Source organism: Azospirillum endophyticum, from assembly GCF_016595245.1.
Taxonomy (GTDB): domain Bacteria; phylum Pseudomonadota; class Alphaproteobacteria; order Azospirillales; family Azospirillaceae; genus Azospirillum; species Azospirillum endophyticum.
In genome coordinates this window covers 213,556-234,776 of the sequence record NZ_JAENHM010000073.1, presented here as the reverse complement: position 1 = coordinate 234,776, position 21,221 = coordinate 213,556, and the positions used below count along the sequence as shown (strand labels likewise).

Below are 21,221 nucleotides of genomic sequence, written 5' to 3'. Positions count from 1 at the left end.
CGCCGTAGCCTTTGGTTGACGATCGGAGTCACGCTTCAAATCGGTTCCGATTCTCCGCGATCCGATCTAAAGCTGGCCTCTCCGACCATCCGCATCCCCGGGATATCGCCATGGCCACCACCGTCCGCCCCCGCCGCAGCGTGCTCTACATGCCGGGGTCCAACCCGCGCGCTCTGGAGAAGGGCCGCAGCCTGCCCGCCGACGGGCTGATCCTGGACCTGGAGGATGCGGTCGCCCCCGACGCCAAGGCGGCGGCGCGCGGCACCATCGCGGACGCGCTGGCCGCCGGCGGCTATGGCGGGCGGGAACTGATCGTCCGCGTCAACGGACTGAACACGCCCTGGGGCCATGACGACCTGCGCATGGCGGCGGCCAGCGGTGCCGATGCCGTGCTGCTGCCGAAGGTGGAGAGCGCCGATGGCGTGCGGCAGGCCGAAGCGGTTCTGCGCGCGGCCGGCGCCCCGGCCGGGCAGACGGTCTGGTGCATGATGGAGACGCCGCTCGGCATCCTGAACGCCAAGGAGATCGCGGGATCCTCGCCCACCGTCGGCGCGCTGGTCCTCGGCACGTCGGACCTCGCCAAGGATCTGCACGCCGCCCATACGGCGCAGCGGCTGCCGATGATCACCAGCCTGGGGCTCTGCCTGCTGGCGGCGCGGGCCTATGGGCTGGCGGTGCTGGACGGGGTGCATCTGGACCTGAACGACGACGAGGGCTTTGCCGCCTCCTGCCGGCAGGGGCGCGAGCTGGGCTTCGACGGCAAGACGCTGATCCATCCCAAGACGATCGCCGCCTGCAACGCCGCCTTCGCCCCCGACGCCGAGGAAATCGCCCAGGCCCACCGCATCATCGCCGCCCATGCCGAGGCGGCGGCATCCGGCAAGGGGGTGGTGCTGGTCGACGGCAAGCTGGTGGAGACCCTGCATGTCGAGAACGCCCAGCGGCTGGTGAGGCTGGCCGAAGCCATCGCCGCACTGTGAACCGGCCTGCCCGTCAGCCCTCGTCGTCCTCCCGGTACAGGTCGGGCCAGTCCAGGCGCTTCATCGCCCGCGGCCGATTCTGCGGCGGGCCGATGCGGTTGCCGGCGACAAGCCTGACCCCCGCCGCCCGCGCCGCCACCACCATGCTGGTGGTCGACAGGCCGGTGACGCAGATCATCAGCCCGGCCCGCTCCGCCACCGTGACGATGGCGTTCATCTCCTCCATCAGCCGGGGCTCGGCGGAGCGGTCGGCCGGCATCGCCATGGTGATGCCGCTCAATCCGGTGCCGGCAAGGCCGGAAAAGCTCTGCTGCTTGAAGTCCATCTGCATGAAGGACCAGCGGCAATAGGGCCTGACCTCATGCAGCAGCTCGCTCAGCCGGCCGGTCGGCACCCCTGGCGGAAAGCGCAGAAGCTCGAAGATCAGGAAACGGCGCAGGTAGTCGGGGATCGACTGGCAGATTTCGAGAAAGGGCTGCCGGGTGCGGCGGGCCGCAAGCGTATCGAAGCAGACCGGCACCGACATCAGCAGCCGGGATTTGCTTCGGAAGAGTCCGTTCAGGATCTCGACTGAGCCGACCAGCGCATCGGCATCGAGCTTCAGGATCTCCATGGCATCGGTGACGGAATTCAGGGCCGCTGCCCCTTCCACGAAGGATCCGTCGGGAAAGCTGCGTACCGGGGTGCCCATATAGGTCGAGATCACCAGCTGGCCGATATCCCAGACCGGCCGGTATTTGATGCCGAACCGACCGGAGTCGTCGGGCGACAGCTTCAACTGAGGCAGGACGACCGGGGTTCTGCCCTCTCCCTCGCCGGCAAACGCCAAGGGGGCGGCCATCGCCGGAGATCCGTCACCGGCCGCCGGGGCGACCGGTGCGAAGACCGTCCGGTCGTCGGTCCGGCGGTCGGCTTGCGGCCGGGCGTTCGCCATCAGCACCTTGGCGAAGGAATGTTCGAACTGGATATGCCCGTCCACGACGCCGACCGCGGTCGACACGCGGATGTCGGCCGACCGGTCGTCACCCAGGAACAATTGGAGCAGCTCCTGGGCGATCCTGGCGCAGACCAGGGCAGCCGCATGCCGGTCAAGCGAGGCGAACACCAGGACATAGTCGTCGGCCGAGGTTCTGAAACTGATGTCGTTGCGGGTCAGGGAGCGGTCGATGAGCGCATCGGCCGCGGCGAAGACCCGCTGGCGCAAGGCCGGCCAATTCGTCCCCAGGCACTCCCGCATCATGCCGAGGTCGATCAGATGGACCCGGCCGGCCGACGCGACCGCCGGCTGCATCAGCAGCCGCCACAGGCGCTGCTCCAACCGGCGCGAGTCCGCCACGGCTGCTCCCGGCCTCCCATCGCCGGCAGGATGCTGGGCGGCGATCGGCGCCCGGGGCCGGACGGTCGCGTCCGCATGCCCGAACCACCTGTGCAACAGGCGCCGCACGGCGGCAATCGACGTCACGGGATCTCCACTCCGGCCTCGTCACGACAGGGGCGGTGACGGCGAGCCCGAATGGCCTCCACCACAAAAATCGATGATCAGCGCTATTTGGCTTTTTTCGATCGGCTTCACCAGCGCGTGATCGGCCCCCATCCGCTGGGCGGCGGTCAGCAGGTCCATCGCCTTGCTGCGTCCGCCGCCGGATATGGCGATGATCTTGGCTGCCGGAGCCAGCCGCCGCATGCTCTTGATCGTCTGGAGGCCGTCGGCAAAGGGCATCACCACGTCGCAGATCACCAGATCCGGCCTGCTTGCCCTGAACAGCCGCATGGCTTCGTCACCATCTTCCGCCTCCGAGACCTCCGCCCCCGCATTTTCAAGGAGGCGGCGGAGCATCAGGCGAATCGAAGGATCGTCATCCACCACCAGCACGGTCGGCATGATCACACCCTGGCCATTGCATGCGGAGCGGCATCAGCACTCCGGATCACCTCAATGACAGCCCGAGAAACCTTGCCAATTTCTTAAAAGCTTCATTAAAAACCGCATGAATGTTAAATGTTTTCTCAAATGTCAAGAATCTGGTGAAGTATTTTCTCTGATAAACATTGGGAAATGTCAGTTAATAAAATCCAGTACACATGCGTGTTCTACCAAACTTATTAGAAATCCATGGGTATTTTTCTTGAGTTTTTAGCTGGACCCTTAAGAAATCGACAGATTTTATACAGAGCCACGACAGCCGATCAAGCTTGTGTCATTTTCCTGATCGACCCCAAATTCGACGCGGACTTTCTTCGACAGTGAAAAATCCGCGTGGAACCGTAGGAGATATGCAACCGATCACTTGTTCGGAAGGCGATCTCCGGCGGAGACCGTCCGGAGTTCCCGCAAGTGCATAGATGATTTAATAGGTCAAGGCGGGAACCACTTTGCGGCCTGCCGGTTGTCAAACCAACAAGGCACAGTCGGAGGTTGGTTATGGCCTCGAAAGAGAGCAATCGCACGTCAGGTCGCGGTTTCGCATCGATGGACCCCGATCGGCAACGCCAGATCGCCAGCAAAGGTGGTGAAAGCGTGCCGGCCGACAAACGCAGTTTTTCGAAGAACCCGGAGCTTGCGGCGGAAGCCGGACGCAAGGGTGGGCGCAGCGTGCCCGCATCCTCGCGCAGCTTCTCCAAGAACCCCTCGCTGGCGGCGGAAGCCGGACGCAAGGGTGGTCAGGCGAGCCATGGCGGCCGTACGGCCGACCGGCCGACCGGGGGCGACTGAAAAGCTGCGATTGGACTGCTGCAGCCGTGCAGAAAAGGCCCCGTCCTTGCGGACGGGGCCTTTTCTTTGGAAAGCTCTTTGGAAACCAGCCGGCAGACCGGTCAGGACGCCAGCTTGTCCAGCTCGCGCAGGATCGAGTCGCCCATGACGGTGGTGGAGCAGCGCGCCATGCCCGGGGCCATGATGTCGGACGTGCGCATGCCGCCGCCCAGCACGTTCTGGATGGAACGCTCGATCAGCTTGGCGTCCTCGTCCAGGTTGAACGAGTAGCGCAGGCACATCGCGAAGGACAGCAGGGTGGCGCAGGGGTTGGCCAGATCGCGGCCGGCGATGTCCGGGGCGGAGCCGTGCACCGGCTCGTAGAGCGCCTTGCGGTTGCTGTCGGCATCGGGGGCACCCAGCGAGGCCGAGGGAAGCATGCCGAGCGAGCCGGTCATCATCGCCGCCTCGTCCGACAGGATGTCGCCGAACAGGTTGTCGGTGACGATGACGTCGAACTGCTTGGGGTTCTTCAGCAACTGCATGGCACCGTTGTCGGCGTACATGTGGCTCAACTCGACGTCCTGGAACTCTTCCTGGTGCAGCTTGGTCACTTCCTGCCGCCACAGCAGGCCGGATTCCATGACGTTCGCCTTTTCCATCGAGCAGAGCTTGTTGCCGCGCTTGCGGGCCAGCTCGAACGCGACGCGGGCGACCCGGCGGATTTCCGGCGTGGTGTAGACCTGGGTGTTGACGCCGCGGCGCTCGCCGTTGCCGATATCGGTGATGCCGCGCGGCTCACCGAAATAGACGCCGCCGGTCAGCTCGCGGACGATCAGGATGTCCAGCCCGCGGATGACGTCGGCCTTCAGGGTCGAGGCGTCGACCAGCGCGTCGAACACCACCGCCGGACGCAGGTTGGCGAACAGGCCCAGTTCCTTGCGCAGGGCCAGCAGGCCGGCTTCCGGGCGCTTGGTGTAGTCGGTCGGGTTGTCCCACTTCGGGCCGCCGACGGCACCCAGCATCACCGCATCCACCGCCAGCGCCTCGGCCAGCGTGGCGTCGGACAGCGGAACGCCGTGGGCGTCGATGGCCGCGCCGCCGACCAGCCCTTCGGACACGTCGAAGGTGATCTTGCGCTTGCGGTCCATCCAGTCGACGACCCGGCGAACCTGGCGCATCACCTCCGGGCCGATACCGTCGCCGGGGAGGAACAGAAGCTTCTTATTGGCGGCCATGGCAGGCGCACTCCCAAATGTCAGACGTCAAGAAGACAGAAGGTGAAGAGGATCGGGGGAGGGACGGAGGCTCAGCCCCACATCCACGGCTGGCCGGCGCGCTGCTTGCCCTCGTACCCGTCGATCTGGCCGACCTGCTGCAGGGTCAGGCCGATGTCGTCCAGGCCGTTCAGCAGGCAATGCTTGCGGAAGGGGTCCAGCTCGAAGGAGATGGTGCCGCCGTCCGGGCCGGTGATGGTCTGCTTCTCAAGGTCGACCGTGATGACGGCGTTCGACCCGCGCGACGCGTCGTCGAGCAGCAGGTCGACCTGCTCCTTCGGCAACTTGATCGGCAGGATGCCGTTCTTGAAACAGTTGTTGTAGAAGATGTCGGCGAAGCTGGGGGCGATGATGCAGCGGATGCCGAAATCGGCCAGCGCCCACGGCGCATGCTCGCGCGACGAGCCGCAGCCGAAATTGTCGCCCGCCACCATGATGCTGGCCTTGCGGTAGGCCGGCTTGTTCAGGACGAAGTCCGGGATCTCCTGCCCGTCCGGGGTGTAACGCATCTCGTCGAACAGATGCTTGCCAAGCCCCGTCCGCTTGATGGTCTTCAGGAACTGCTTCGGGATGATCATGTCGGTATCGACGTTGATCATCGGCAGCGGCGCCGCAACGCCGGTGAGAACCGTGAACTTTTCCATCGCCAGAAATCCTGTCGCGCAAGAAGGCGCAAGCGTGCGCATGCAGAGCGTGGTGAATAGCAGACCGAACAAGCCATTGCCAGAGGAAGCTTGCCCTTTTCCCGGCACGCAACGAGCGAACAGGCATGCGCCAATGCACCGGAACGCATGATTGTTGCGCGAAAGGTCGCGGATCGTCCCGATCAGGCCCGATCGCGGCCGCCCGAACGCAGTTCGGAAACCGACATCCGGATTGACGGGCGCGGGGCGGGAATATCCCCGGGGGCGGCGCTGTTCATCGGGCAGCCTTGGGGATCCGGGGCCCCGCACCGCCCCTTGCAGCCGGCACCCCGTCCGCCTACCAAGACGTCCAGCACGGCGACATGCCCACCCGAACGAACGAAAGCCTGCCCGATCCGATGCCGACACATGACGACGACCGCCGCAGCCGCTTGATCGGCCTTGCCTTTCTGCTGCTGGCGCCGCCGGCCTACGGCCTGCTGACCCTGGCCTTCGGCATGGACGCGAACTGGGACCTGCGGAACTACCACTGGTACAACGGCTACGCCATGCTGACCGGGCGGATCGGGCGCGACCTGCTGGCGGCACAGATGCCGAGCTTCTACAGCCCCTTCCTGGACGTGCCCTTCTACTGGCTGGCGACCCATCTTCCGGCGCGGGCGGCGGGGTTCCTGTGGGGGACGCTGCAGGGGATCAACCTGTCGCTGCTGTACGTGCTGGCATCGTCCAGCCTGCGGAACGTCCCGCCCCTGAAAAGGACGCTGACCGCCATGGTGCTGGCGGCGATGGGCGGGTTGGGCGGCGGGACCCTGGGGCTGATCGGCACCACCTTCCAGGACAATGTGGTCAGCCTCGGCGTGCTGGGTGCGGCGGCGGTCGTCGCCGGCAGCCTGCCCGGCATCCTCGACGGCCGGGCCCTGCCCAGCTTCGCGCGGGTCGCGGCAGCCGGGCTGCTGGCCGGCGCGGCGATGGGGTTGAAGAATCCGACGGTGATCTATGCGGTCGGGCTTTGCCTGGGCTTCCTGGCGCTGCCGGCCCGGCCGTGGCGACGGCTGTGGCTGGCCTTCTTCTTCGGCATCGGCGTGCTGGCCGGGCTGGCGCTGGGCGGCGGCGTGTGGATGGCCCATCTGTGGCACGATTACGGGAACCCGGTCTTCCCGCACATGAACCACATCTTCAAGTCGCCCTTCGCCGCCCTCTCCGACTACGTCAATGTCGGCTTCTTCCCGCCGGGCCCGTGGCAGCGGCTGTTCTTCCCCTTCGTCTTCACCGTCTCGCCCCTGACGGTCGGCGAGGTGCCGTGGTTCGACCTGCGGGTGCTGGCGCTGTTCGTCCTGCTGCCGGCCGGGTTCGCCTGCGCCGTCGCCGGCCGGTCGATGGGGAAGCGGACCGATTGGCTGACCGAAGTCCCGGCGACCCGCTTCCTGCTGGCGGCGATGACCGTCACCTACGCGCTGTGGGTGGCGATGTTCTGCATCTACCGCTACCTGGTGCCGCTGGAGATGCTGGCGCCGCTGGGGCTGGTGATGGCGGTCGGGCTGCTGCCGCTGGCGCGCCGGCTGCGCATCGGGCTGGCGGTGGCCCTGCTGGCCCTGGTGCAACTGACGGTGCAGCCGGCCGACTGGGGGCGCGTCGCCTGGCCAAAGGGCACGGACGATCGCTGGGTGACCGCCGAAGTGCCGCCCATCGCGGATCCCGACGACACCATGGTGCTGATGGCCGGCTACTGGGCCATCTCGCATGCCATCCCGTCCTTCCCGCCGCGCGTCACCTTCGTGCGCATCCAGTCCAACTTCCTGCAGCCGGATTCCGTCGGCAACGGCTATCTCGCCATCATGACGGACAAGGTGGCCTCCCATCGCGGCCCCTTCCTGATGCTGAGCACCATCCCCGACACGGCCGGAGCGGCGAAGGCGGCGGAACTGCTCGGCCTGCGGGTGGATACCCAGCGGTGCCGGCCGGTCCCCAACAATCTGGGGGAGACCCTGAACCTCTGCGCGGTTGACCGGGCGGGCGGGAAAAGGGAGACAGTGGAATAATTGCGGCATTCGTGCTGTTTATCGCCGTTGACAGCCCGGCCTGTCCCGTCTCCAGCCAGAAGCCAGCCATGACCGTATCGACCCTAGACCGCCCTGCCGACCGCCCCGACCTCCCCCCGGCAGCAAGCGCGTCCGGAACGCCGTCGGCGGCTGCCGATGCCGATGCCGGCCCGGCCCCCACCATCGCGGTGCTGATCCCCTGCTACAACGAGGAGGCGGCGATCGGCAAGGTGGTGCAGGACTTCCGCGCGGCCCTGCCCGACGCCATCGTCTATGTCTACGACAACAATTCGCAGGACCGGACGGTCGAGGTCGCGCGCGCCGCGGGCGCCGTGGTCCGGAGCGAGCCGTTGCAGGGCAAGGGCAACGTCATGCGCCGCATGTTCGCCGACATCGAGGCGGACGTCTATGTGCTGGTCGACGGCGACGACACCTATCACGCCGCCAGCGCGCCGGAACTGGTCAAGCGCCTGTGGGACGAGCAGCTCGACATGGTCAACGGCGCGCGGGTGACGGAGATCGTCGCCGCCTACCGCCCGGGCCACCGCTTCGGCAACCTCGTGCTGACCGGGATGGTCGCCAGGATCTTCGGCAGCCGCATCGCCGACATGCTGTCGGGCTACCGGGTCTTCTCCCGCCGCTTCGTGAAGTCCTTCCCGGCGCTGGCCAGCGGTTTCGAGACCGAAACGGAGCTGACCGTCCATGCGCTGGAGCTGCGCATGCCGATCGCCGAGGTGAAGACCCCCTACAAGGACCGTCCGCCCGGGTCGCACAGCAAGCTGAACACCATCCGCGACGGCATCCGCATCCTGCGCGCCATCATCATGCTGGTGAAGGAGGAACGGCCGCTGTCCTTCTTCTCCGCCGCCTTCGGCCTGCTGGCGCTGTCGTCGGTGATCCTGGGCGTGCCGGTGATCGCGACCTATTTCCAGACTGGCCTGGTTCCGCGCTTCCCCACCGCCTTGCTCGCCACCGGACTGATGTTGCTGGCCTTCCTCAGCCTGACCTGCGGCCTGATCCTCGACACAGTCACCCATGGCCGCCGCGAGGCCAAGCGCATGCATTACCTATCGCTGCGCGCCCCGGGCATCCATCCGCCGCTGGCCCAGCCGGACGCGCCGCGGTGAGCGGCATGACGGCCGCCCTGCTGGACAGCCGGCTCGGCCGGCTGGGGGTGCAGTTCGCCAAGTTCGGCCTGGTCGGCATCGTCGGGCTGGTGGTCGACACGGTCGTGCTCTATGCCGGCCTGGGGCTGGGGTTGCAGTTCTTCGCCGCCCGCGTGCCGTCCTTCTTCGCGGCGGCGACGGCCACCTGGGCGTTGAACCGCGCCTTCACCTTCAGGGGCGCGGCGACCGAGCCGCTGCACCGCCAGTGGGCCAAGTTCATCGCCGCAAACGCCATCGGCGGGGTGGTGAATTACGGCGTTTCGGTCGGGCTGGAATCCAGCGTGCAGGCGGTCACCGAACATCCGTTCCTGGCGGTGGCCGCCGGCTCCATCGCCGGCATGTTCTTCAACTTCGCCGCGTCAAAGCATCTGGTGTTCAAGGGGGCGTAGCAGAGGGGCTCGCTCCGTGGCGGGCTCCGCGATTCTGCCTTGCATGGCGCCTTATGGACTTATCCCCGCGGCTCGCCATATAACGGCGGCCATGACCCGCGAATTCCTGAAGATGCACGGCCTCGGCAACGACTTCGTCGTGATCGATGCCCGTTCCGAGCCCTACCGCAACCCGATGGTTCTGGGCGGCGCGGAGGTGCGCGCCATCGCCGGCCGCAAGACCGGCGTGGGCTGCGACCAGCTCATCATTCTGGAAAGCACGGACGCGCCGGGGGCCGACGCCTTCATGCGCATCCACAACGCCGACGGCAGCGAAGCCGGGGCCTGTGGCAATGCGTCGCGCTGCGTCGGCTGGCTGCTGATGGAGGAGAGCGGGCGCGACCGCGCCAGCTTCCAGACCGCCGCCGGATTGCTGCACGCCACCCGCGCCGACAATGGCCGCATCACGGTCGACATGGGTCCGCCCCGGCTGGACTGGAGCGCCATTCCGCTGGCCGCCCCCACCGACACGCTGCGGGTCGAGTCGGTCGAGCATGGCGGCTTCTCGGGGCCGGTCGCCGTCAACATGGGCAACCCCCACGCCGTCTTCTTCGTCGACGATGCCGAAGCGGTGCCGCTGGCCGAAGTCGGTCCGGTGTTCGAGACCCATGCCGCCTTCCCCGAACGCTCCAACATCGAATTCGCCCAGGTGCTGTCGCCCACCGCCATCCGCATGCGGGTGTGGGAGCGCGGTGCCGGCATCACCCAGGCCTGCGGCACCGGCGCCTGCGCCACGCTGGTGGCGGCGGCCCGCCGTGGCCTGACCGGGCGCAAGGCCGATATCCTGCTGGACGGCGGCACCCTGACCATCGAATGGACCGCGGACGACCGCGTCCTGATGACCGGTCCGGTGGCGCTGAGCTTCAGCGGTCGCCTGTCGGCTGAACTGGTTTCGGCCGAGCTGGTTTCCGAATGAGCGACATGGCCGACGATACGACCAAGACCGGCCCCGAGATCGTCACCTTCGGCTGCCGCCTGAACACCTACGAATCCGAGGTGATGCGCAATCATGCGCGCAGCGCCGGGCTGGACGACGTGGTGATCGTCAACACCTGCGCCGTGACGTCGGAGGCCGAACGGCAGGCGCGGCAGACCATCCGCAAGCTGCGCCGCGAGCGGCCGGACGCCCGCATCGTCGTCACCGGCTGCGCCGCCCAGATCGACCCGCAGCGCTTCGCGGCGATGCCGGAGGTCGATCAGGTCCTGGGCAACCAGGAAAAGCTCCAGCCGGAAAGCTGGGGCCTGCCGCCGGCCGAGAAGGTGCTGGTCAACGATATCATGTCGGTGAAGGAAACCGCCGGCCACCTGATCGGCGGCTTCGAGGACCGCGCCCGCGCCTTCGTCCAGGTCCAGCAGGGCTGCGACCACCGCTGCACCTTCTGCATCATCCCCTATGGCCGCGGGCCGTCGCGGTCCGTCCCGATCGGCGGAATCGTCGAACAGGTCCACGCCCTGGTCAAGGCCGGCTACAACGAGGTGGTGCTGTCCGGCGTTGACATCACCAGCTACGGCCCCGACCTGCCGGGGGCGCCGTCGCTGGGCCAGATGGTGCGCCGGCTGCTGGCGCTGGTACCGGAGCTGCCCCGGCTGCGCCTGTCCTCGATCGACTGCATCGAGATGGACGACGATCTCTGGCGCCTGATCGAGACCGAGCCGCGCCTGATGCCGCACCTGCACCTGTCGCTGCAGGCCGGCGACGACATGGTGCTGAAGCGCATGAAGCGCCGCCATGGCCGCGCCGATTCCATCGCCTTCTGCGAACGGGTGCGTTCGCTCCGGCCCGATGTGGTGTTCGGTGCCGACTTCATCGCCGGTTTCCCGACGGAAACCGAGGAGATGTTCCAGAACACCCTGCGGCTGGTGGAGGAGTGCGGCCTGACCTGGCTGCATGTCTTCCCCTACAGCCCGCGTCCCGGCACGCCGGCCGCCCGCATGCCGCAGGTCGACGGCGCCGTTCGCAAGGAGCGCGCCGCCCGCCTGCGCGCCGTCGGCGAGGCGGCGGAGGCCCGCACCCTGGCGAGCCTCGTCGGCCGCAGCGCCATGGTGCTGGTGGAAAAGGAAGACCTGGGCCGCACCGAGCATTTCGCCGCGGTCCGCCTGGGCCGGCCCTTCCCGCCCGGTTCGCTGGTGCCCGCCGCCATCACCGGCATCAAGGACGGCGTGCTGACCGGCACCCCGCTCTGACGACCTCTCTCATAGTGGACACTCCATGATTTTCCGCTGGTTCGGCCGCAAGAAGCCCGAAGAGACCGCTCCCAAGGACGAGGCGGCGAAGGACGAATCGGTCAATCTGGAGTCGGCCGCTCCCGCAGCGGAGCCGGAAGAGGCGCCGGAACCTCCGGCGGCGGCAACGCCCGCCCCGAAGCCGGAGATCGAGCCGGTGCCGGAACTGGCACCCGCCGCGCCGAGCACCGAACCTCCGCCCGTGCCGTCCGCTCCGGCCGCGGAGCCCGCGGGTATTTCGGCGCCGCCGGCCGCACCCGTGCCGGTCGAGCCTCCCGCTCCGGTGGTCTTTGCCCCGGTGCCGGAACCCGAGCCGGTTCCGGAACTGCCGCCCGCTCCCGCCCCGGCCGCCGTCGCCGAAGAGGCGCCGCCGACCAGGAAGGGCTGGTTCGCCAAGCTGAAGGAGGGGCTGTCGAAGTCCTCGTCCAAGCTGACCGACGGCATCACCGGCATCTTCACCAAGCGCAAGCTGGACGACGAGGCTCTGGAGGAGCTGGAGGAACTGCTGATCACCGCCGACCTCGGCCCGGCCACCGCGGCGAAGGTGACGGCGGAGCTGGCACGCACCCGCTTCGGCAAGGAGGTCTCGCCGGAGGAGGTCAAGGCGACGCTGGCGGCCGAGGTGTCCAAGATCGTCACCCCCGTCGCCAAGCCGCTTGTGCTGGACCCGGCCCTGAAGCCGCACGTCATCCTGGTGGTCGGCGTCAACGGCACCGGCAAGACCACCACCATCGGCAAGCTCGCCCGCCAGTTCAAGGCGGAGGGCAAGAGCGTGATGCTGGCGGCCGGCGACACCTTCCGCGCCGCCGCGGTCAGCCAGCTGAAGATCTGGGGCGAGCGCACCGGCTGCCCGGTCGTCGCCCGCGACACCGGCGCCGATGCCGCCGGGCTGGCCTACGACGCGCTGGAGCGGGCACGGGCCGAGAAGGTCGACGTGCTGCTGATCGACACCGCCGGCCGGCTGCAGAACAAGACCGGCCTGATGGAGGAGCTGCGCAAGATCGTCCGCGTCATCAAGAAGCTGGACGAGACCGCGCCGCACACCACCCTGCTGACTCTGGATGCCACCACCGGCCAGAACGCGCACAGCCAGGTGGAAATCTTCCGCGACATGGTCAACGTCAACGGCCTGATCCTGACCAAGCTGGACGGTTCCGCCCGCGGCGGCGTGCTGGTCTCGCTGGCGGAGAAGTTCAAGATCCCCGTCCACGCCATCGGCGTCGGCGAGGGCGTCTACGACCTGCGCCCCTTCGATGCCGATGCCTTCGCCAAGTCCTTGATGGGGCTGCACGCCGACTGAGGCTGCGCAGTCCGGCCACTCGTCTCCGAATGGATGAGCGTCGTCGGTCGAGCGGGGGTTGGCCAAAATTCGGCCTTCCCAGCCGGTCGTTCGTACCCCATCTTTGACGGCATGACTGATAAAGCCCCGCTCCAGCCCGGGTCGGCCGGGCGCTTCACCGATGCCAAAGCCGCACTGGCCTGCGTGCGCGACATCTACGACCGCAACACCGCCTACCTGCGCGACCGCTTCGCCGCCTACACCCAGGGCGAAGAGGAAGGTGGGCGGAACCGGGCCTATTATCCCTATGTCCGGATGACCGCGGTGTCCGGTGTCGCGGTCGATACCCGGCTGTCCTACGGCTTCGTCGAAGGGGTCGGCGTCCATTCCACCACGGTGACGCGGCCCGACCTGTTCGAACGCTATCTGCTGGAACAGTTCACGCTTCTGCTGCGCAACCACGAGGTCCCGCTGGAGGTCGGCGTCAGCGAGGAGGCGATCCCGATCCATTTCGCCTTCCCCCAGGGCATGTATGTCGAAGGCGACCTGCCGCCGGACCGGCTGACCAAGCTGCCCGACCTGTTCGACCTGCCGGACCTTGCGCGGACGGACGACACCATCGTCAACGGCACCTGCGACACCGGGCTGGACGCGGTCAAGCCGCTGGCCCTGTTCACGGCCCCACGGGTCGATTTCTCGCTGCACCGGCTGCGCCACTACACCGCGACCGCGCCGGAGCATTTCCAGAACTTCGTTCTGTTCACCAACTACCAGTTCTATGTGGACGAGTTCATCCGGCTGTCGCGCGAGATCATGGAGCCGACCGGCGACGCCGAGTTGGCCGCCTACCGCGCCCAGTATGACAGCTTCGTCGAGCCGGGCGACATCGTCACCAGCAACCAGAATCTGGGCGGTGGGGCGGATACCCCGACGGCCAGGCTGATGCGCATGCCGCAGATGCCGGCCTATCACCTGAAACGCCCGGACGGCAACGGCATCACGCTGGTGAACATCGGCGTCGGCCCGTCGAACGCCAAGACGATCACCGACCACATCGCGGTGCTGCGCCCGCATGCGTGGCTGATGCTGGGCCATTGCGCCGGTCTGCGCCATACCCAGCGGCTGGGCGACTATGTGCTGGCCCACGGCTATGTCCGCGAGGACCATGTGCTCGACGCCGACCTGCCCTTGTGGGTGCCGGTGCCGGCGCTGGCCGAGGTGCAGCGGGCGCTCGAGACGGCGGTGGAGCGGGTGACCGGGCTGTCGGGATTCGACCTCAAGGGCATCATGCGCACCGGCACGGTCGCCACCATCGACAATCGCAACTGGGAACTGCGCGACCACCGCGAACCGCTGATGCGGTTCAGCCAGAGCCGGGCCATCGCGCTGGACATGGAAAGCGCGACGATCGCCGCCAACGGCTTCCGCTTCCGCGTGCCGTACGGGACGTTGCTGTGCGTGTCGGACAAGCCGATGCATGGGCAGCTGAAACTGCCGGGCATGGCCGACCGCTTCTACCGTGAGCGGGTCGACCAACATCTGAAGATCGGCGTGCTGGCGATGGAACTGCTGCGCGAGCACGGGATGGAAACGCTGCACTCCCGCAAGCTGCGCAGCTTGGCGGAAGTGGCGTTCCAGTAGGGGACATGAGCCGGGGGTGAAGCCGATACCCCACCCCCGCTTCAGTCTCAGGCGGCGACCAGCTCTTCGATCACCTTGGCGGCGCCGGCCAGAGCCTTGTCCCTGGCCTCCGCACCCATGCTGACGCCCTCGGCGCGGACGAAGCTGACGTCGGTGATACCGAAGAAGCCGAACACCGAACGCAGATAGGCTTCCTGGTGGTCCAGACCGGCCAGCGCCGGATTGGTCGAATAGACGCCGCCGCGGCCCGAGGCCACGATCACGCGCTTGCCGCCGGCCAGACCCTCGGGACCCTTCTCGGTGTAGCGGAAGGTGCGGCCGGCCTGGGCAAGGCGGTCGATCCAGGCCTTCAACTGGGTAGGAATGGAGAAGTTGTACATCGGCGCGCCGACGACCACGACATCGGCGGCCAGGAACTCGTCGAGGAGCACATTGGTCAGGGCCAGCTCCTCGCGCTGGCGCTCGCTCAGCCCATCCACAACGCCGAGCTTGAGAACCGGCAGCAGTTCGGCATCCAGATGGGCCGGCGGGTTGGCGGCGACGTCACGGGTGACGACGGTGGCCGCCGGATCGGCCTTCACCAGAGCCTCGACGATGGAGGCGGTCAGCTGGCGGGTGACGGAAAAAGTGCCGAGCGGGCTGGAGTCGACATGCAGGATCGTGGTCATGACGGAAGGAGCCTCTTGGTTGTTGCGGCCGTCAGGTCCGGCCGGTTTCTGACGCCCAAGATGCTCCTTTGTTTCTAGGCGGTTAAGCCAGGCTGTGCGCGAAAGATCGTCCTTGGAAAAGCAACAATCGGCGGAAAGTGATCTGGTCAGCGGAGCGCCAGCGCCCCGCTGCGGAAGATCGCCATCTGGCCCGGCTGCATCACCGTCCAGGCTTCGTCCCTGGTCAGCGGACGGGTGGCGACGACGGTGACGACGTCGTTGGGTGTCGTCTCCTTGGAGAAATCGACGCTCATGTCGGCATCGACCAGGGTGGCGGCGCCGAAAGGCGCCTTGCGCGTCAGCCAGGCGAGGTTGGTGGCGCAGTGGCACCACAGATACCGCCCGTCGCTGAGCAGCATGTTGAACACGCCGAGCGTCCCCAGATCGGCGGCGAGATGGCGGATCAGCTTCATCAGCCCGGCAGTGGTCTTCGGCGGCTCGGGATACTGCATGCGGATCTGATCGAGCAGCCAGCAGAAGGCATATTCGCTGTCGGTGCTGCCGACCGGCTCGTAGAAGGTCAGGAGGCGGTCCTTGATCCCCTTCAGCTGTCCGTTGTGGGCGAAGGTCCAGACCCGGCCCCACAGCTCGCGGGTGAAGGGATGGGTGTTCTCCAGCGACACCCGGCCGCGGTTGGCCCGGCGGATGTGCGAGATCACGGTGCAGGACTTGATCGAATACTGGCTGACCAGCCGTGCGATCTCCGACTCGCTGCTCGGCGCCGGGTCGTGGAAGGTGCGGCAGCCTTTCCCCTCGTAGAAGGCGATGCCCCAGCCGTCGCGATGCGGCCCGGTCTGACCGCCGCGGCGCATCAACCCGGCGAAGCTGAAGCAGATGTCCGTGGGCACGTTGGCGCTCATGCCCAGGAGTTCGCACATGGTGTCCTCGTCTGCCGCTTGACTTCGCCTCGGGGGCGACAAGCTACGACAGGCCGGGCGCGAGGTCACGCACCGACATGGGAGAATCCTCGCGCGGATCGGAGTTCGGGCCGCCAGGGCTCGTGCCGTCAGGGCTTGGGACAGGGCGCCATGTCCGGCCGCAGGCACCCTTCCAGTTTCCCAGCCGCCGGAACGGCGCCCGCCAGCCCGATCCAGGCCTCCACCCGATCGGTCTCGAAACCGCAGTCCCGGCGTTCGCCGACCTGCATCAGCGGGCGGCGGATCAGCAGCGGCCGTTCGACCAGCGCGGCCAGCGCCGCCGCCTCGTCCATCGTCTCCGGCACCACCTCGCCGCTCTTCACCGCGGGAGCGGCGCGGTTGAACCAGTCCGCCACCGGGCGGTCGCCGAAGAAGGGACGCAGCGTCTCCGGCGTCCACGGCTCGCTCAGCAGGTCACGGGCGACCACGCGGTGACCGGCCTGTTGCAGCAACGCCTTCTGCCGCGCGTTGCCGCCGCAGCCCGGCTTTTCATAGAAGATCACGTCGGCCATCGCTCATCTCTCCTGGAACAGCGGCGCGCGGGCCAGCAATGCGTCGGTTTGCCGACAAATCTCGTCATGGATTTTGCCGTCCAGCTTGCGCAGCCAGCGCGGCGGGATCGACTCCACGCCATAGGTGGCGCCGGCCAGCATGCCGGCGATGGCGCCGGTGGTGTCGGCGTCGCCGCCCTGGTTCACCGTCTCCACCACGCAGGATTCGACCGAATCGGTCTGGAAGTAATAGTGGAAGACGGTCTGCACGGTGTCGACGATGAATGCGGTCGACAGGCCGCGGTAGGGCTCGAACTTGAACTGGCGGTGCTTGGCGACCAGGGCGTTCGCCTCCTCCCGCGCGGCAAGGACGCCGCCGCCCAGCACCAGCCGCCGCACCATCCGGCCCAGCGCGATCACCGCGGCATCGGACAGCTGGTTGCAGTGGGTGACGTGCGACTGCTCCACCGACCAGCGCTCGAACGCCTCATCGTCGCCCAGCGTCGCCAGCACCACCGGCAGGTTGCGCATCGCCGCCCCGTTGCCGGCATGGTATTCGGACTCCGGCTCCTCCAGCGTGCCGTTCATGATGAAACGGCGGATGCCGCGGCGGGTCGTGTCGCCGACATCGACCGGCACCGATTTCAGCCAGACCGCGAACTCCTCGGCGGCGCGCTTGGCCTCCCAGTCCGGCCCGGACAGGATGGCGCGGCCGAGATGCAGCGACATCTCGGTGTCGTCGGTCACTTGGCCCGCGGCCAGCTTCAGCCAGCCGCCGCCCTTGATGTGCTTGTGGACGCCGTATTGGTGGGCGATCTCGCCCTTGGTCAGGAACTCCACGGTGGCACCCAATGCATCGCCACAGGCGAGGCCAAGATAGGCGCCGAGCGCCCTGGAGCGGATTTCAGGGGAATGGATTTCGGGCGTCGGAATCGTCGGATCGGTCATGCCATTGGGCGAAATGCCCGCCCTTTCCTGGTGCGCCCCGCGAACCGGCCCATGGAGTTCCACAGGTCGTCGCCGGACCTAAAGGTTGTCAGAGAAGCGACACACCCACCCGGTAATCCCCGCCGATCACCAGATATTCCCCTTCACCCTGGAATGGGTAGCGCGGCAGGATGTCGCGGAAGAAGACGATCTTGGGCAACGGCACCCAGGCATCGAGGATGTGGTCGCCGAACTGGCCGGCGATGTCGCGGTCGATCGAAAAGGAACACAGGTTGTTCAGCCGCAACACCGCCGTCCGTTTGTCCGGCCGCGCGACGACGTGGTGTTCCTGGAAATCGTTGACGCCTCGGTAGAGCCGGATGTGCGAGGCCCAGTCGGGCATCGGCGCGTCCGGCCAGCCGCGGCGGATCGTCCACTGGCAGAACTCGTAGAGCAGGTCGAGCTGCAGGTGGATGTTGTTGTTGTGGAAGCGGGTCGACTGCTTCTGCTCGCCATAGGCCGCCCAGGCGTCGGAGGCGAAGCGGCGGAGCGGTTCGCCATGGAAGGTCGGCAGCAGGCCGAACCGGCTCTCCACCCAGCCCTTCAGCACGGCCCCCTCGGCCCGGTTGCTGTCGAACATCCAGCCCTTCAGCAGGCGCAGGTAGCTGGCGCGGAAGCGGCGCCTGCCGTCCGGCCCTTCCGAGCCGGAGAAGTCGGGGTTCACCCCGAACAGCCCGGCCATATGGCGCTGGAAGATGTCGGATGCCGTAAGCGCATCGCGGCTTTCGTCCAGCGCTTCGAACAGGGCTGCCTGGTCGCTGCGGGTGGCACCGATGCGCAGGCGCCGCGGCTCGTCATTGTAGGCTTCGCTGCACAGCAGGGCGGCCGGCACGTTGACGAGGTTGGTGCGATGGGCATGGAGCGCCAATGGTGAATCGGGGGGCGAATCGGGGGGCGAATCGGGGAGAGCCGGTCGGCCCGTCGCATCACGCATCACGCTCCCGTCCGCCACGCCGATCCGCTCCGCCCGAATACCACCATTTCATATATGGATATTGCATAAGCGGACGCGTGCCAAGCCTCGACCGCAGAGAGCGGGCGGAACCGTCGCCCCATGTCGCAACATTGTCCATTTGAAGCCGAACGATCCGTCCCCATACTCTGTACAGCGACGCTTACGATCCGGCGGCACCCGCATGGCCTTCTGGCCGACCAAGTACGACGACAGCCGGCGCCGGCGCACACCGCCGCTGCCCGAACAGACGGCTGTCCGGACGCCCCTGCCTTCCCCGCAATCCGCCGCGCCCACATCGGCCGCCCCCACGCCGGCGCTGCCGGACAGCCGCCCGCCGCGCGGCAGCGACGAGGCGCGGACGGCCCTGCGCCTCGCCCAGCTTCTGCGCGGCGCCATCACGCCCCTGCGCGGCGATGCGGTGCTGGAGTTGCTGGAGCCGCACCGACCGCGGTTGGTGCCCAAGCCGATCAACCCGTTGCCCGGGATGACGGGACAGCCGCCGGGACGGATGCTGGAGGCTCTGCTGCGGCCGATCGGGCAGATCGTCACCGACGTGCTGCTGCCCGGGGTGCGCGACCATCTGATCGACCGGCTGGTGACCGGCCGTACCGACCATGAGGAAAGCCTGCCCAGCGCCATCGACCTCGCCGAGGCGATGCGGGCGCTGGTCGCCCGGATGCGCGGCGGCGGCAAGGGCCAGCTCCAGGCGGTGATCGCCGCGATCGAGGCCGACGCCCGCGCCACCGCCGACGCGCTGACCAGGGATCGCCGCCCCGTCGACGTCGGCGGCATCGACCGCCTCGCCCGCGCCCTGCTGCGCTTCGAGGTGCGGCGGATGGTGCTGGAGGCGCTCGGCGGCGGCAATGCGCTTCAGGTCGTCGTCTACCAGTCGCGCCGGCTCGCCCGCTATTCCCTGCACCGCGCCACCGAGGCGATCGACGGCTTCGTCGCCGATCGCGGGCTGAAGGCGCTGCATGCCAGCCTCGCCACGCTGGCCCAGGCCGACGGGCTGATCGTCATCGCGCTGCGCAACCTGGACGACCAGGAGGAAACGAAGGAGGAGTCCGGCCCCTTCGTCGAGCCGGCCGACCGCAAGGCGATGAACGACTGGCTGTCGGCGGCATGGCGGCTTTCCGACACATTGTTCGATCTCATCGGCAAGGCCGCCGCCGGCGGCGAGCTGGACGATCTTCTCTTCGCGGCCCTGCTGCGCCAGCTGCGCAGCCTGCACCATTTCTGCGCCGACCTGACCCATGCCGGCCGGCCGGCCGCCGTCGACACGTTGAAGCAGCGGCTGGTCGGGCGCTGCGAGACGTTGGCCCGCCTGACCGGCGAGCGGCTGGTCGAAGTCCTGCTGGCCAGACCTGCCGACCCGGCGCTGGCCCGCCGCCTGATGGCGCGCGGCCGGCTGCTGGCGCAGCTGCTCTACGACATGGGCCGCGACGAGGCGGTGGAGGAACTGGCGCTGCGCATCGTCGTGGCGGCGGAGGCGTTGGGCGGGGACCGGTAGGAGAGAGTCCGGCCGCCGATTGTCCCGCTCGCGGTAAAAACCACAAAAAATGTCAGGCTTTGTCGCGAGTGTCGGGACCCCGACAAAGGCCCCCCAAGGGCGGGTCTTGGATTTTATTATGTTATATCAATAACTTAATATGACTTTCAGCTCTGGCACGGGTCGTGCAATCCATGAAATCCGAAGCGGCCACGAACCGGCCGCACCGGATCGAAGCAAACCTCCACGACCCAAGCACAGGAGCGACCCACATGGCCAAAGCGCCTCTGCGTCAGATCGCCTTTTACGGCAAGGGCGGTATCGGCAAGTCCACCACCTCTCAGAACACGCTGGCCGCGCTGGTCGAGCTGGATCAGAAGATCCTGATCGTCGGCTGCGATCCGAAGGCCGACTCGACCCGCCTGATCCTGCACGCAAAGGCCCAGGACACCGTCCTGCATCTGGCCGCCGAGGCCGGCTCGGTCGAGGATCTGGAACTCGAGGACGTCCTCAAGATCGGCTACAAGAACATCAAGTGCGTCGAGTCCGGCGGTCCGGAGCCGGGGGTCGGCTGCGCCGGCCGCGGCGTCATCACCTCGATCAACTTCCTGGAAGAGAACGGCGCCTACGACGACGTCGACTACGTGTCCTACGACGTGCTGGGCGACGTGGTGTGCGGCGGCTTCGCCATGCCGATCCGCGAGAACAAGGCCCAGGAAATCTACATCGTCATGTCGGGCGAGATGATGGCGCTCTACGCCGCCAACAACATCGCCAAGGGCATCCTGAAATACGCGCACAGCGGCGGCGTCCGTCTCGGCGGCCTGATCTGCAACGAGCGCCAGACCGACAAGGAATGGGATCTGGCCGACGCGCTGGCCAAGCGCCTGGGCTCCAAGCTGATCCACTTCGTGCCGCGCGACAACATCGTGCAGCATGCCGAGTTGCGCCGCATGACGGTCATCGAGTACGCCCCGGACAGCAAGCAGGCCGGCGAATACCGCGCGCTCGCCAACAAGATCCACGCGAATTCCGGCCAGGGTTGCATCCCGACCCCGATCACCATGGAAGAGCTGGAAGAGATGCTGATGGACTTCGGCATCATGAAGACCGAGGAGCAGCAGCTCGCCGAGCTGGCCGCCAAGGAAGCGGCCAAGGCCGGCGCCTGACCCCGGGCGTAGCGACGGTTGCCTACCGGCCCCCCTGCCGCCCCAGCGGCGCAGGGGGGACCGCCTGAACACTGGCCCCATCCCCAGCCCCGCACAACGCCGACCCAAGACATCCCCGAAGGGCATGCCCCCAAGGG

General features: G+C 67.5%; 20 protein-coding genes. 11 read left to right on the top strand and 9 right to left on the bottom strand.

Annotation, left to right across the window (positions count from 1 at the left end):
* Positions 1-110: 110 nt before the first annotated feature.
* Positions 111-980 carry an HpcH/HpaI aldolase/citrate lyase family protein gene (locus tag JHL17_RS28000; RefSeq protein WP_200197933.1) on the top strand — a complete coding sequence of 290 codons (870 nt, stop codon included), beginning with the start codon at positions 111-113 and terminating at the stop codon, positions 978-980.
* A 13-nt stretch (positions 981-993) separates the two neighbouring features.
* Here JHL17_RS28000 and JHL17_RS27995 read toward each other — a convergent pair whose 3' ends face one another.
* Together JHL17_RS27995 and JHL17_RS27990 are read right to left on the bottom strand one after the other, a co-directional pair.
* A complete protein-coding gene (locus JHL17_RS27995) occupies positions 994-2,316 on the bottom strand; it encodes a hypothetical protein (protein WP_345773892.1) in 1,323 nt (440 codons plus the stop codon).
* A 147-nt stretch (positions 2,317-2,463) separates the two neighbouring features.
* The gene (locus JHL17_RS27990; protein WP_200197931.1) at positions 2,464-2,862 is read right to left on the bottom strand and encodes a response regulator; all 399 of its coding nucleotides are present in this window, start codon (positions 2,860-2,862) and stop codon (positions 2,464-2,466) included.
* A 540-nt stretch (positions 2,863-3,402) separates the two neighbouring features.
* On the opposite strand from JHL17_RS27990, the gene JHL17_RS27985 reads away from it, so the two are divergent.
* Positions 3,403-3,693, top strand: a complete 291-nt coding sequence (locus JHL17_RS27985; protein WP_098740323.1) for a con-10 family general stress protein — start codon at positions 3,403-3,405, stop codon at positions 3,691-3,693.
* A 101-nt stretch (positions 3,694-3,794) separates the two neighbouring features.
* On the opposite strand, the gene leuB is transcribed toward JHL17_RS27985, so the two are convergent.
* On the bottom strand, positions 3,795-4,910 hold the full coding sequence (leuB, locus tag JHL17_RS27980) for a 3-isopropylmalate dehydrogenase (protein WP_200197930.1): 1,116 nt from the start codon (positions 4,908-4,910) through the stop codon (positions 3,795-3,797).
* Between the two features lie 71 nt (positions 4,911-4,981).
* Entirely contained in the window at positions 4,982-5,593 is a 612-nt protein-coding gene (gene leuD / locus JHL17_RS27975; protein ID WP_200197929.1) for a 3-isopropylmalate dehydratase small subunit, read from the bottom strand.
* A 362-nt stretch (positions 5,594-5,955) separates the two neighbouring features.
* Here leuD and JHL17_RS27970 point away from each other — a divergent pair, with 362 nt between their 5' ends.
* The 7 genes from JHL17_RS27970 (at position 5,956) to JHL17_RS27940 (ending at position 14,369) form a co-directional block, all read left to right on the top strand.
* Positions 5,956-7,632 carry a hypothetical protein gene (locus tag JHL17_RS27970; RefSeq protein ID WP_247893866.1) on the top strand — a complete coding sequence of 559 codons (1,677 nt, stop codon included), beginning with the start codon at positions 5,956-5,958 and terminating at the stop codon, positions 7,630-7,632.
* 68 nt (positions 7,633-7,700) lie between these two features.
* Entirely contained in the window at positions 7,701-8,759 is a 1,059-nt protein-coding gene (locus tag JHL17_RS27965) for a glycosyltransferase family 2 protein (protein WP_211113577.1), read from the top strand.
* A gap of 5 nt (positions 8,760-8,764) precedes the next feature.
* Positions 8,765-9,187 (top strand): GtrA family protein, encoded by a 423-nt coding sequence (locus tag JHL17_RS27960; protein ID WP_200198481.1) that lies wholly within the window; start codon positions 8,765-8,767, stop codon positions 9,185-9,187.
* 91 nt (positions 9,188-9,278) lie between these two features.
* The gene (gene dapF, locus JHL17_RS27955) at positions 9,279-10,142 is read left to right on the top strand and encodes a diaminopimelate epimerase (RefSeq protein WP_200197928.1); all 864 of its coding nucleotides are present in this window, start codon (positions 9,279-9,281) and stop codon (positions 10,140-10,142) included.
* Positions 10,139-11,410: a tRNA (N(6)-L-threonylcarbamoyladenosine(37)-C(2))-methylthiotransferase MtaB gene (gene mtaB / locus JHL17_RS27950; protein WP_200197927.1), complete on the top strand. Its 1,272-nt coding sequence runs from the start codon at positions 10,139-10,141 to the stop codon at positions 11,408-11,410. The genes dapF and mtaB overlap by 4 nt, the downstream gene beginning before the upstream one ends.
* Before the next feature lie 25 nt (positions 11,411-11,435).
* Positions 11,436-12,749 (top strand): signal recognition particle-docking protein FtsY, encoded by a 1,314-nt coding sequence (gene ftsY, locus JHL17_RS27945; protein WP_200197926.1) that lies wholly within the window; start codon positions 11,436-11,438, stop codon positions 12,747-12,749.
* A gap of 111 nt (positions 12,750-12,860) precedes the next feature.
* Positions 12,861-14,369 (top strand): AMP nucleosidase, encoded by a 1,509-nt coding sequence (locus tag JHL17_RS27940; RefSeq protein WP_200197925.1) that lies wholly within the window; start codon positions 12,861-12,863, stop codon positions 14,367-14,369.
* A gap of 47 nt (positions 14,370-14,416) precedes the next feature.
* Here the strand turns inward: JHL17_RS27940 and JHL17_RS27935 are convergent, their stop codons facing one another.
* The 5 genes from JHL17_RS27935 to JHL17_RS27915 all read right to left on the bottom strand — a co-directional run bounded on the left by JHL17_RS27935 (position 14,417) and on the right by JHL17_RS27915 (position 18,423).
* A complete protein-coding gene (locus tag JHL17_RS27935) occupies positions 14,417-15,037 on the bottom strand; it encodes an FMN-dependent NADH-azoreductase (protein WP_200197924.1) in 621 nt (206 codons plus the stop codon).
* Positions 15,038-15,183: 146 nt separating this feature from the next.
* The gene (locus JHL17_RS27930; protein WP_200197923.1) at positions 15,184-15,954 is read right to left on the bottom strand and encodes a class II glutamine amidotransferase; all 771 of its coding nucleotides are present in this window, start codon (positions 15,952-15,954) and stop codon (positions 15,184-15,186) included.
* 128 nt (positions 15,955-16,082) lie between these two features.
* Positions 16,083-16,505, bottom strand: coding sequence for an ArsC/Spx/MgsR family protein (locus tag JHL17_RS27925; protein ID WP_200197922.1), 423 nt, complete (start codon positions 16,503-16,505; stop codon positions 16,083-16,085).
* Positions 16,506-16,508: 3 nt separating this feature from the next.
* A complete protein-coding gene (gene draG, locus JHL17_RS27920; RefSeq protein ID WP_200197921.1) occupies positions 16,509-17,432 on the bottom strand; it encodes an ADP-ribosyl-[dinitrogen reductase] hydrolase in 924 nt (307 codons plus the stop codon).
* An 88-nt stretch (positions 17,433-17,520) separates the two neighbouring features.
* Positions 17,521-18,423: an NAD(+)--dinitrogen-reductase ADP-D-ribosyltransferase gene (locus tag JHL17_RS27915; RefSeq protein ID WP_200197920.1), complete on the bottom strand. Its 903-nt coding sequence runs from the start codon at positions 18,421-18,423 to the stop codon at positions 17,521-17,523.
* Between the two features lie 184 nt (positions 18,424-18,607).
* On the opposite strand from JHL17_RS27915, the gene JHL17_RS27910 reads away from it, so the two are divergent.
* Positions 18,608-19,936 carry a hypothetical protein gene (locus JHL17_RS27910; RefSeq protein ID WP_200197919.1) on the top strand — a complete coding sequence of 443 codons (1,329 nt, stop codon included), beginning with the start codon at positions 18,608-18,610 and terminating at the stop codon, positions 19,934-19,936.
* Positions 19,937-20,187: 251 nt separating this feature from the next.
* On the top strand, positions 20,188-21,084 hold the full coding sequence (gene nifH / locus JHL17_RS27905; protein ID WP_098740339.1) for a nitrogenase iron protein: 897 nt from the start codon (positions 20,188-20,190) through the stop codon (positions 21,082-21,084).
* Positions 21,085-21,221: the final 137 nt, after the last annotated feature.